This is a genomic window from Thiomicrorhabdus sp. (assembly GCF_041583835.1).
Lineage (GTDB): Bacteria > Pseudomonadota > Gammaproteobacteria > Thiomicrospirales > Thiomicrospiraceae > Thiomicrorhabdus.
In genome coordinates this window covers 1-12,434 of sequence record NZ_JBFHFC010000009.1, presented here as the reverse complement: position 1 = coordinate 12,434, position 12,434 = coordinate 1, and the positions used below count along the sequence as shown (strand labels likewise).

General features: G+C 47.4%; 10 protein-coding genes and 2 tRNA genes. 5 read left to right on the top strand and 7 right to left on the bottom strand.

The window, feature by feature from the left end; all coding sequences use genetic code 11:
- Positions 1–121: 121 nt before the first annotated feature.
- The 3 genes from ABY044_RS06455 to ABY044_RS06445 all read left to right on the top strand — a co-directional run bounded on the left by ABY044_RS06455 (position 122) and on the right by ABY044_RS06445 (position 2,330).
- Positions 122–1,030, top strand: a complete 909-nt coding sequence (locus tag ABY044_RS06455; protein ID WP_373019368.1) for a magnesium transporter — start codon at positions 122–124, stop codon at positions 1,028–1,030.
- A 38-nt stretch (positions 1,031–1,068) separates the two neighbouring features.
- Complete coding sequence (locus tag ABY044_RS06450) at positions 1,069–1,479, top strand: magnesium transporter (RefSeq protein WP_373019366.1); 411 nt, start codon at positions 1,069–1,071, stop codon at positions 1,477–1,479.
- Positions 1,480–1,682: 203 nt separating this feature from the next.
- Complete coding sequence (locus ABY044_RS06445; protein ID WP_373019364.1) at positions 1,683–2,330, top strand: OmpA family protein; 648 nt, start codon at positions 1,683–1,685, stop codon at positions 2,328–2,330.
- Positions 2,331–2,431: 101 nt separating this feature from the next.
- Here ABY044_RS06445 and ABY044_RS06440 read toward each other — a convergent pair whose 3' ends face one another.
- The 7 genes from ABY044_RS06440 to ABY044_RS06410 all read right to left on the bottom strand — a co-directional run bounded on the left by ABY044_RS06440 (position 2,432) and on the right by ABY044_RS06410 (position 11,874).
- Positions 2,432–4,006, bottom strand: a complete 1,575-nt coding sequence (locus tag ABY044_RS06440) for a peptide chain release factor 3 (protein ID WP_373019362.1) — start codon at positions 4,004–4,006, stop codon at positions 2,432–2,434.
- An 83-nt stretch (positions 4,007–4,089) separates the two neighbouring features.
- Positions 4,090–5,103, bottom strand: coding sequence for a protein translocase subunit SecF (gene secF, locus ABY044_RS06435; RefSeq protein WP_373019360.1), 1,014 nt, complete (start codon positions 5,101–5,103; stop codon positions 4,090–4,092).
- Between the two features lie 9 nt (positions 5,104–5,112).
- Positions 5,113–6,996 (bottom strand): protein translocase subunit SecD, encoded by a 1,884-nt coding sequence (gene secD, locus ABY044_RS06430; protein ID WP_373019358.1) that lies wholly within the window; start codon positions 6,994–6,996, stop codon positions 5,113–5,115.
- A 73-nt stretch (positions 6,997–7,069) separates the two neighbouring features.
- Positions 7,070–7,399: a preprotein translocase subunit YajC gene (gene yajC, locus ABY044_RS06425; protein WP_373019356.1), complete on the bottom strand. Its 330-nt coding sequence runs from the start codon at positions 7,397–7,399 to the stop codon at positions 7,070–7,072.
- A gap of 142 nt (positions 7,400–7,541) precedes the next feature.
- The gene (gene tgt, locus ABY044_RS06420; RefSeq protein ID WP_373019354.1) at positions 7,542–8,654 is read right to left on the bottom strand and encodes a tRNA guanosine(34) transglycosylase Tgt; all 1,113 of its coding nucleotides are present in this window, start codon (positions 8,652–8,654) and stop codon (positions 7,542–7,544) included.
- A 23-nt stretch (positions 8,655–8,677) separates the two neighbouring features.
- Entirely contained in the window at positions 8,678–9,748 is a 1,071-nt protein-coding gene (gene queA, locus ABY044_RS06415) for a tRNA preQ1(34) S-adenosylmethionine ribosyltransferase-isomerase QueA (protein WP_373019352.1), read from the bottom strand.
- A 194-nt stretch (positions 9,749–9,942) separates the two neighbouring features.
- Positions 9,943–11,874 carry a putative bifunctional diguanylate cyclase/phosphodiesterase gene (locus tag ABY044_RS06410; protein WP_373019350.1) on the bottom strand — a complete coding sequence of 644 codons (1,932 nt, stop codon included), beginning with the start codon at positions 11,872–11,874 and terminating at the stop codon, positions 9,943–9,945.
- Positions 11,875–12,121: 247 nt separating this feature from the next.
- On the opposite strand from ABY044_RS06410, the gene ABY044_RS06405 reads away from it, so the two are divergent.
- Positions 12,122–12,208 (top strand) — tRNA-Leu (locus ABY044_RS06405).
- Between the two features lie 38 nt (positions 12,209–12,246).
- A tRNA-Val gene (locus ABY044_RS06400) sits at positions 12,247–12,323 on the top strand.
- The last annotated feature ends 111 nt before the right edge of the window (positions 12,324–12,434 follow it).

The following is a 12,434-nucleotide window of genomic DNA, read 5'->3' as shown; positions in this document are numbered from 1 at the left end:
TTTTTTGCCTGATCCTACCTACAACCCCTATTACTAGGCCATTTTTCATTAAATTGTTATAAATGCCTGCTAAAATACCTTAAAATCAAACGCAAATTCTACATTTAAGCAAGGAGGCGCCATGGTACAAAGCAACACCGTTACGGACAAAGCGCAGCTTACAGCCCAACTCCTTGCCGCAGTACAGGAACAAAATCCGAGCCAAGTTCCTGAATTAAGCGCCCAACTGGTCGCAGAAGACCTTGCTGAAATCCTCGAATCCTTACCTCCCAAAGGACGTCACTTTCTATGGGAATTGATCAGTTCCGACGCTCAAGGTGAAATACTCGCCCATACCAATGATGAAGTACGTGCCAGCCTGTTAGAACAACTGGCACCGCACGAAATCACCGAAATTGCGGAACACCTCGAAACCGACGACATCGCCGACATCGTTCAATCGCTTAACGACGAAGACCAACAAACTTTATTAGAATCACTGAACGAAGAAGATCGTAGTGCGGTAGAGATGGCACTATCCTATCCTGAGGATACCGCCGGCGGTTTGATGAGTACAGACTTTATCGCGGTTCGTGCGGACGTGACCTTGGATGTTGTTCTGCGATACCTGCGAAAATTAGGGGAACTTCCAACCTCAACCGTGGATCTATTTGTCCGCGACCGCGAAGACCATTATGTAGGTACCCTTAAAATCAATGCGTTGATCACCCACGATCCGGACACATTGGTTTCGGATTTGGTGGACACTCAAAAACCAACGATCAGAGCCTATACGCCAGAAAAGGAAGTGGCTTATATCTTTGAAAAACACGACCTGATCTCGATCGCCGTGCTCAATGACCACAACAAAATTTTAGGTCGTATCACAATCGATGACGTGGTCGACATCATCCGTGAAGAAGGTGAACACGCTCAATTAGTCAGCGCCGGTTTGAACGAAGACGAAGATATCTTCGCACCGGCCACACTTGCGGCTAAACGCCGTACTTTCTGGCTGGGGATCAACCTGCTCACCGCGATTTTCGCTTAATCGTTATCGGTCTGTTTGATGCATCGATCGAAAAGATCGTGGCCTTAGCGGTCTTGATGCCAATCATTGCCAGTATGGGGGGCATCGCCGGAACCCAAACTGCCACCATCGTTATCAGAGCATTGGCCACGGGCAAACTCGGCAGTAACAACAGTCGCTCGCTACTCATAAAAGAAACTACCGTAGGCGCTTTAAACGGACTCATTTGGGCTTTTTTAACCGGTACAGCCGTACTTCTATGGTTCCAGGATCTGGCACTTAGCTTAATTTTCGCTTCTGCCATGATGATCAATCTACTCGCCGCAGCATTAGCCGGAGCGAGTATTCCATTGATTCTACAACGTATGCGTATCGATCCTGCTCTCGCTTCAGGATTGATGCTGACCACAGTAACCGATTCCTTAGGCTTTTTCGTTTTCCTTGGCCTGGCAACGATTGTTCTGCTTTAAAAGGGCAGTCCGAATCGAAAAGCAGACCTCACATCTTCCTTGAACCCTCGGCTTTAAACGCGCTATCTATTACGATTCACAGGCTTTAAAAATAATTGAGATTCATTCAATTAGCTTGAAAATTTTAAAAATTTACCTATTAATAGTAACAATAAAGATTATTTACGTCCGATAGGACAATCATTCCATTACGGGAGAACGTTATGAACAAAAAAATAATCGCTGCCATCGCGGCAACCACCGCGTTAAGCGTAATGTCCGGCTGTTCAACCAATCCGAATAAAACAGCTGAAGAAAGAGAACAAGAAAAAAACATTATCACCGTTGCAGCCGGTATCGGCGGCATCTTGGCTGCAAACGCCCTTGGTGTAGACAATAACGTCGGAAAAGTAGCCGTCGGTGCCATTACAGGGATTACCGCTAGAGCGGTTTACGATGAAGTCTACGCCGATACAGCCAACGACCCAAACAACAATGTAGAAGCGGTTAAAATCGGCGATCAGGACTACAACCACGTTAACGTCCAAAACGTCAACTTCCGTTCCGGTTCGGCCGAATTAGAACCCTATGAACTGACACGCTTAACACCGGTTATCAACGCACTGAATAAACACCCGAACACGCGCGTTTATGTTGAAGGACATACGGATTCAGACGGTTCTACCGCCTATAACCAGCAACTATCCGAAAACCGCGCTAAGGGCGTCGCCTTACACCTAATGCGCAACGGTATCGCAAGTAATCGCATTACCACTTACGGTTACGGTGAAGAACGTCCGATTGCCAGCAACGCCACTCCGGAAGGCAAACGCCAAAACCGTCGCGTAACGTTCCTGATCAGCGAAATTTAATGCCAAATCCGGATCAAACCGGTCTTTGACATAGGAATAAAAAAGCCCTGCCGGAATGCATTCCGGCAGGGCTTTTTGTTTGCAAAGGCTATAAAACCTAATTAATGTTCGCGAGTCGCAACAAACTTCAAATTAGGCCAACGCTCTTCAGTCAAGGATAGGTTCACACGGGTCGGCGCAATATACACTAATTGATCCGCTGCATCGTATGCCACATTATCGCGCACCTTAGCAAGGAACTTATCGATCTCGGCCTTATCGCCGAGAACCCAACGCGCCGTATTGACATTGACCGGTTCGAAAATACAACTTACGTTGTATTCATCTTTCAAACGCTGTGCAACCACTTCAAACTGCAGGATACCGACCGCACCCAAAATCAAATCATTGTTGGCTATCGGACGGAACAACTGAGTCGCACCCTCTTCAGATAATTGGGTCAAACCTTTCTGCAACGCTTTCATCTTCATCGGATCCTTCAACTGGGCACGACGGAACAACTCCGGTGCAAAGTTAGGAATTCCGGTGAACTTCAAGTTTTCGCCTTCCGTGAAAGTATCGCCGATCTTGATCGTACCGTGATTGTGCAGACCAATGATATCGCCGGGATACGCTTCCTCTGCATGCTCTCGCTTATTCGCCAGGAACGTGATCGCCTTAGCGATTTTCACATCCTTACCGATGCGCACATGCTTCAACTTCATTCCCTTTTCGTACTTCCCGGACACGATGCGCATAAAAGCCACACGGTCACGGTGCTGCGGATCCATATTCGCTTGAATCTTGAAGATGAAACCAGTCAACTTCTCTTCATTCGCTTTAACCAAACGGGTTTCTGTATCCCGGTCTTTAGGTGGCGGAGCATACTTGGCAAAACCGTCTAACAATTCTTGAAGCCCAAAGTTATTCACGGCAGAGCCGAAAAACACTGGTGTCAGCTCACCGCTTAGGAAGGCCTCTAAATCGAACTCATGACTGGCACCACGAACCAAGTCGATCTCTTCACGTAGCTCTTCTGCCTGACTGCCAATCAACTCGTCAAGACGCGGATTATCCAAACCTTCGATCAGTTCACCTTCACCCGCACGCTGGCCATCTGCCTGTGCAAACAGACGGATGGTATCGTTATACAGATGATAAATCCCTTTAAAACGCTTCCCCATCCCGATCGGCCACGTCATGGGTGCGCAATTAATTTTCAAGACGTCTTCAACTTCGTCCATCAAATCGATCGGTTCACGACCTTCACGGTCCAGCTTGTTGATAAAGGTCAAAATCGGCGTATCACGCAAACGACAGACTTCCATTAACTTGATGGTACGATCCTCAACCCCCTTGGCAACGTCGATGACCATCAAAGCTGAATCCACCGCCGTCAAGGTACGGTAGGTATCCTCAGAGAAGTCCTCATGCCCCGGAGTATCCAGCAGGTTCATCATCACGTCTTTATAAGGGAACTGCATCACGGATGAAGCGACAGAAATACCACGCTCCTGCTCCATCTTCATCCAGTCGGAAGTGGCCGCACGATCCGTCTTTCGGCTCTTGACCGCGCCGGCCATCTGAATCGCACCACCGTATAACAACAGCTTTTCGGTCACAGTGGTCTTACCCGCATCCGGGTGGGAAATAATCGCAAACGTTCTGCGCTTACTGGTTTCCAATTGTAATGACATTTGTTTTCTCTCAAATAAAAAAGCCAGATAGCGCGCTATCTGGCTTACTCCCGGCGGAAAAACCGCCAGGCCTGTTCATTTTCTTACTGCTTTGCTTTCGCCGCCAACTCACGGGCTTCACGTTTTGCTTCCTGCTCCAGGAACAGACGCTGTAACTCCGCTTCTTCGGCTTCGCTGTCCACACCCTCTTTCGGTGCTTTCATCAAGTCTTCTTTAGAAACACCTAACAGAATCGCAATCGCACTGGCAATATAGGTTGAAGAATAAGTACCCACAACCACCCCGACAATCAACGCCAGCGCAAATCCGTGAATGATTTCACCGCCGAGGAAGAATAACGCCAATAACACCAACAAGGTAGTCAAGGACGTCATAATAGTACGCGACAGCATCTGGTTAACCGCTGAATTCGTGACATCGACCGGCTCGCCTTCACGCATAGTACGGAAGTTTTCACGCACACGGTCAAATACAACGATGGTATCGTTCAAAGAATAACCGATAACCGCTAGAATCGCTGCCAATACCGTCAGGTCGAACTGAGTTTGCGTCCACGCAAAAACACCCACGGTAATGATAACGTCGTGAACCAAAGCCGCTACCGATCCAAGCGAAAAACGCCACTCAAATCGTAAAGCGACATAAATCAAAACCCCGATCAATGCATACAACACAGCTAAAGCACCGTCTTCAGTCAACTCGTCACCGACTTGCGGACCGACAAACTCAACGCGACGCAGGGTAATCTCACCCTTGGTACCTTCTTTCAAAGCATCCATCACCTGGTTGCTCAACTGTGCGGAATTCAACCCTTCTCGAGGTGCAATACGGATCAACACATCGGTTGCGGAACCGAAATGCTGAGCAACGGCTTCGTCGTAACCCGCTTTACTTAAATCGGTTCTGACCTCATTCAAATCAACCGCTTCCGGATAAGAAAGTTCAATTAGGGTACCGCCGGTAAAATCGATACCGAAGTTCAATCCCTTAATCCAAAGCCCGGCAAATGAGCCGATAATCAATAACACCGAAAACGCCATCGCCAGATGGCGCTTCCCCATAAAATCAATTTCTTTTTTCATTGTCATTTCACTCATGTCGGCATCCTAAATTGACAGTTTCTCAACGCGCTTATTACCGTACATGACGTTAATGATGGCACGAGTTCCCAATATTGCTGTAAACATCGAGGTCAAAATCCCGATGGACAAAGTGATCGCAAACCCTTTAATCGGACCGGTTCCGAAACTGAACAACACAATCGCCGCCAACAACGTCGTGATGTTGGCATCAGCAATGGTCACGAACGCTTTTTCGTAACCGGCGTAAATTGCAGTCTGAATCGAACTGTTTCGTAATTCCTCACGAATACGTTCAAAAATCAGTACGTTGGCATCCACCGCCATACCAACGGTCAGAACGATACCGGCGATACCCGGCAAGGTCAAAGTCGCTTGCAACATAGACAATACGGCGACAATAATCACCAAGTTCAGTGTCAACGCCAAGTTGGCCACCATCCCGAAAGTTTTGTAACGCCAGGCCATTAAAACCAATACCAGAATAAAACCGACGACGACAGACATGAAGCCTTGATCAATGTTGTCCTGCCCCAAACTCGGTCCGACGGTACGCTCTTCAACGATCTCCATCGGTGCCGCCAATGCTCCGGCACGCAACAATAACGCTAAGTCCTGAGCTTCCTGAGGCGAATCCAAACCGGTGATCTGGAAACGGTTTGAGAACTGACCGCGAATAACCGCGGCGTTAATCACGTCCTTGGTGGTAATACGTTTCTTAACCTTTTCACCGTTTTGCTCGACGGTCTCAACGCGATTTTCGATAAAGACCACCGCCATACGGTTACCGACGTTTTTCTTGGTCGTCGCCAGCATTTTACGTCCGCCCGCTCCGTCCAACGTAACGTTAACCATCGCAGAACCTTGCTGCGGATCAATGCCGGACTGGGCGTTAATAACGTTCTCACCACTTACGATCACGTTACGCTGCAAAAGAATCGGCGTACCGTCACGGAACTTATAAAGCTTAGAACCGTGAGGGGCATAGCCCGACTGTTCCGCACGTTCCGCATCGCCGCGTTCTTCAACCAAACGGAATTCCAAAGTCGCCGTCGCACCCAAAATTTCTTTCGCACGTGCCGTATCCTGAACCCCCGGAAGCTGCACGACGATTCGTCGATCGCCCTGCTGTTGAATCACAGGCTCAGCAACTCCCAACTCGTTGATACGGTTACGTAGCGTCGTAATGTTTTGTTGTAACGCAAACTTCTTGGTATCTGCAATCGCTTTCGGAGACAGGCTTAATTCAACCATCGGTGAAGCGGTATCCGGCATGGCCGTCGCTTTCAATTCATCGGCATATTCATTTTGCAAAACCTGTAAACCGGCCTGCATGGTTTCAATATCCTTGAATTTCACCCATAGTTTTTCGTTTTCATACTCGGCGGCTAAATAACGCACTTTATGAGTACGCAGGACATCCTTAACCTCGTCCACATAACGCAAATAGGCTTTGCCTACCGCCGCGTCCATGTCAACATCCATCAAAAAGTGAACACCACCTCGCAAATCCAGCCCCAGATACATCGGTTTTGCACCAACCGCCGTTAAAAAGGCCGGAGTGGCAGGCGCCAGGTTCAACGCCACCACCGCTGTACGGCCAAGCGATTCTTTCAATAACGACTTCGCTTTTAGCTGATCTTCGGTATTCTCAAAACGAATTAAGAAGTTGCCGTTTTCAAACACGGTCGACTTGATTGCCAAGTTGGCGGAGGAAAGTACTTGATCGACCTGCTGTTGCGTCTCGGAGGTAAACGTCACGGATTTCGCCGGTGAAATCTGAACCGCGGGATCATCCCCGAACAGGTTCGGCATAGCATAAATCAAACCGATAACAGTCGTTAAAACCAACAGCACGTATTTCCATGCCGGATAGCGGTTTGCAATCAATTTTTGTTGTGTTTGAAACATAGTTGAAATCCAGGTTTTTAAGGATTATGAAACAACAAAAGGGGCTATTGCCCCCTTCTAATTAGCGAAAGACTTATTCGCCTTTTAAAGTACCTTTTGGAAGTAAGCGCGAAATGTTCTGACGCTCTACTTTTACGATGATATTGTCTGCAATTTCCAGATCACAGAAGGTTTCGCCCAAGTCGCGAATCTTACCGGCCAGACCGCCGTAGGTAACGACTTCGTCGCCTTTCTTCATCGCCGCCACAAGCGCCTTATGTTCTTTTACTTTTTTCTGCTGTGGACGAATCAATAAGAAATAGAACACCACAAACAATAAGACTAGTGGGATCAAACCTTCCCATCCGCCGCCTTGCGCCGCTGCTGTACCTTCCGCCATTGCATCGCTAATAAAAAAGCTCATCTATTTTCCTCCTAACTAAATCATATAAAAGCTATTTGCTGTGGCACATATTGTGGCACAGCTAATCGTAAAAATCTGCTAAAAATCACCGGGCCGGTTCATTTTATTGCAATTCACAATAAAGGCCCGATAAACTCGACCACTAAAGCGCCGGAACCGGTTCTCCGATTCCTTCATAAAACGACTCTACGAAAGCATCCAGTCTATTTTCAGCAATCGCGTCGCGCAACCCGCGCATCAATGTCTGATAGTAGTGCAGATTGTGAATTGTATTCAAACGCGCGCCCTGAATTTCACGACACTTATCTAAATGATGCAAATAAGCACGTGTATAGTTCTGACAGGTGTAACAATCACATTCCGAATCCAACGGCTCCAAACTGATTTTATGCTTGGCATTGCGAATTTTGACCACACCTTTAGACGTGAACAAAAAGCCGTTACGTGCGTTTCGCGTCGGAATCACGCAATCGAACATATCGATACCGCGACGCACCGCCTCGACGATGTCCTCCGGCTTGCCCACCCCCATCAAATAACGAGGCTTGTCTTTCGGCATATGCGGTTCGGTATAATCCAGGGTCGCCATCATCTCTTCTTTTGGCTCACCGACCGACAAACCGCCAATTGCATAACCGTCAAAACCGATCTCTTTTAAACCTTCGATTGATTCGATACGCAGGTCTTCATACATTCCGCCCTGTACGATACCGAACAACGCGGCCGGACTGTCGCCATGCGCGTCTTTAGAACGTCTCGCCCAACGCATCGATAACTGCATCGACTCTTTCGCCACTTCGTGAGAGGCTGGATAAGGCGTGCATTCATCAAAGATCATGACAATGTCGGAACCCAACTTACGCTGAACTTCCATCGACTCTTCCGGCCCCATGAAAATCTTTGCGCCGTCCACAGGACTATTGAAGGTCACGCCCTCTTCCTTGATTTTGCGCATTTTGCCGAGGCTGAATACCTGAAATCCACCGGAATCCGTCAGAATCGGCCCTTCCCAATGCGTAAAGTCATGCAGGTCACCGTGCAATTCAATGATGTCGGTTCCCGGACGCAAGGCGAGATGAAACGTATTACCGAGAATGATTTGCGCACCGGTCGCTTTCACTTCTTCCGGCGTCATTCCTTTAACAGAACCATAAGTTCCAACCGGCATAAACGCCGGCGTTTCCACCGTACCGCGAGCAAATTTAAGTCGGCCTCTGCGGGCGCGACCGTCTGTATTATCTAATTCAAATTCCATTCTATTTCCTTGTTAACCCAGGTTCATCCCTGGGCATTGGTCGCGGACGTTTTCGGCAAAATCAGCATGGCATCGCCATAACTGAAAAAGCGGTATTTCTCCGCAACGGCATGCGCATAAGCGTGCATGGTATGCTGATACCCCGCCAATGCGGATACCAACATAATCAATGTCGACTCCGGCAGATGGAAATTGGTCAACAATCCATCTACCTGCTTAAATTCATAGCCCGGCGTGATAAAGATATCGGTTTCACCCTGATAAGGTTCGATCTCTCCCGACTTGCTAAAACTCGTCGCACTTTCCAAACAACGAACACTCGTCGTTCCCACGGCAAAAACCCGTCCACCTTTGGCGCGTGCCTGCTTGATCTGCTCGACCAGTTTAGCGTCCACTTCCAAATACTCTGAATGCATGACATGCTCCGCAATATCATCCACTTGAACCGGCTTGAAAGTGCCCGCGCCGACATGCAAGGTAACAAAGCCAAGCTGCACGCCTTTGGCTTGAATTTCATGCAATAAATCTTCATCAAAATGCAACCCTGCGGTCGGAGCGGCCACGGCACCCGGCTTACTGGAATAAACCGTTTGATAGCGGTTTTTATCTTCCTGCTGATCTTCCGGACGCTCAATGTATGGCGGCAAAGGCATATGACCGTGTGCTTCGATCAGCTCCAAGGCCGTTTGATCGGACAGTACCTTAAGAATAAACAATGCATCTTGACGACCCAACACTTCAACCTCAAAGGCATCCTCAATGATCAACCGGGCACCCGGTTTCGGCGCATTGCTCGAACGCACATGACTTAAGACGGTACTCTCATCGACCACTCGCTCGATTAATAACTCCACTTTGCCGCCGGTCGATTTTTGACCAAACAGTCGTGCCGGAATCACCTTGGTGTTATTGAATACCAATAAATCATCCGCTTTCAAATAATCGAGGAAACTGGGAAACTGTGCGTCAGTGATACTCTGCCCGACTTCGGCATTAGGATTTAACACCAGTAGTCGACTACCGCGTCGTTGTGCCGCCGGCTGTTGAGCAATTAATTCGTCGGGTAATTCAAAGAAAAAGTCTTGTCTTTTCACGCGGGGAAAATCACCACAGCTTGAAGAATTCAAACCTAAACGGCGTCCATAAAATAAAGCGTGCTATTTTCGCTTAAATCCCACCTGCTTTCAAGCGCTTAGACCAGATAGACCAATAAACGCCCCGGCCGTTGCAACCAGGGGTACGGATTTTCGTTAAAGGATTTTAAAAATAGGACGAATGCCAATCCGGACTATTGAACACGTGTTCCTTGTGGAATGAAACTCTCGCCGCCGCCAATATGGCTCAAAGAGATATTTTCCGGCGCGACCGGTCTGCTAAACAGGTAGCCTTGCCCGATATCGCACCCTAAGTCCGCCAACAATTGACGCTGCTCTTCCGTTTCAATACCTTCGGCAACCACCACCAAATCAAGATCATGTGCCAGATTAATGATCGATTTGGCGATTGCATACTGACGTTTGTCTTCCAGTATATTCACGACAAATGCACGATCCACCTTTAAGGTGTCCAGCGGGAAAAGCGTCAAGTAATGCAACGATGCGAAACCGGTTCCAAAGTCATCCAAAGCAATTGAAAAACCTTCCGCCTTTAAATGCTGAATTTTTTCAATGCTGCGCTCAATGTTATTTAACAGTATGGTTTCAGTCAGTTCTATCTGTACCGAACCTGGATCGACACCCAATCGTCTGAATTGATTGATCGCTTGGTTACAGAAATTATCGTCGGCAAACTGGCGTGCAGAAACGTTGATCGAATATTTCATCTTCACCCCCAAGTCCTGCCACTTAATGATCTGCCGCCCTGCCTGAGAAATCATCATTTCGCTCAACGACCAGATCAACCCGGTCTCTTCGGATACCGGGATGAACACGGCCGGAGATGGCGCTTGGCTTCCGTCTTGAGTGATCCAGCGAGCCAATACTTCAACCCCGATAGTCTGGCCGGTTTTCATATCCACCAACGGCTGATAGTGCGGCTGGATCAAGCCTTCATTCAGCGCATTCTTAAGTTGAGACTGAAGCCCCACCATATTAAACGCATGTTCGGCCATCTCGTGCGAGAAAAACTTCATGTTCAGACCCTCGTTCTTGGCCTGAAACATTGCCGCATCCGCATTCTTAATCAAAGTTTCAGCCGACATACCGTCCCGCGGATAGACCGCCACACCGACACTGGTGCCGATACTCAGACTGTGCCCTTGAACCATAAAGGGTTCTTCCAGAATCTGATTCAACTTATTAACACAGCGCTGGATCGCGGTTGGCGAAACATCCCCGTGTTTGACGATTACAAACTCATCACCGCCAAAACGGCTAATCACACCCTTCTGAGCACTCATGCAACTGGTTTGAAAACGCTCGGCAACCTGGCGCAGCAGTTCATCGCCAACCGTGTGACCGTGCGCATCGTTCACATACTTAAAGCGATTCAAATCCAGGAACATGACCGCAAACTCCTGAACCTCTTCCGCAATCTGATCCTTCAAGATCGAATCGGCCAAATAATCGGAAACGTATCTACGGTTCGGCAAATTAGTTAAAGGATCATAAAAGCCCAATTTTTTGAGTTTATCATCGGTCAAATGGCGTTCCGTCACATCGATATTAGTCGAACGCACACCAATTATCTCACCCTTAGAATCATAAACAGCACCGCACAGATGTTGAATCCAACGTACTTCACCGGATTTAGTCACAATACGAAACTCGATATTTTCAGGCTTACCATGATGGTTCACATTATGAACATGCCCGCCCCAATTCACCTTGTCATCCGGATGAATGATTCGATCCATAAAACTCGGGTTATCGTAAAATTCTTTTTGAGAATACCCGGTTATTTCCGTCACGGCCGGAGAAACGTATTCGTATTTCCCTTCAACCGTGCGGATATAAGTAAATTCCAGAGAAAAATCGACCGCTGCCTTAAACAAGGAACGCTCACGCATTACCTTTGCCTGCAACAAATTAACCTTAACCAGCAAAATCGCCACTAAAATCGAGGCCAGTGCCGGCATGATAAAATAGGAAGGATGCATATCGGCTTGAATCTGGCTGAATTGGATATAAGCGAAAGGCATAATAAATGCCATACCCAACAGTAACGACTTAAGATAAATCATCCACTTATCTTTATTTTCAATGTTCTTGAATATTGCCATTCAACGAAACCCTCATACAACGGCGGGCAAAAGCCCCATAATTTTTTTTGAATGTGGATTATTAATAATTCCTATAACGCAGTCAAAACACTAATTTTTATCACAGCACTAAAATTGCCAATAACAAAAGCATGGATTTAATATAAACCTCGCAAACGGGAAAATGGCATTAAAAAAATTCACTAAAAGTGGCGTCTCGGGTTGACAGTAAATTTTCTTCCCCCTATAATGCGCATCTTCACAACAAGCCAGTGTGGTGAAATTGGTAGACACGTCGGATTCAAAATCCGATGCTAGTGATAGCGTGGCGGTTCGAGTCCGCCCACTGGTACCATTTTTAAGTTCTTAACTTAAAAATACACTTTCTATTGTACGACCGTAGCTCAGTTGGTTAGAGCACCACCTTGACATGGTGGGGGTCGGTGGTTCGAGTCCACTCGGTCGTACCAACGTTTACTTAAAATTTCATTAGCTTGCGAGTTATTTTCAAATTTAATTCCTTTCGTTCCTTCGCGAAGAAGTACATAGGAAGCAAGAAATTTACATTATTTGTATCGATG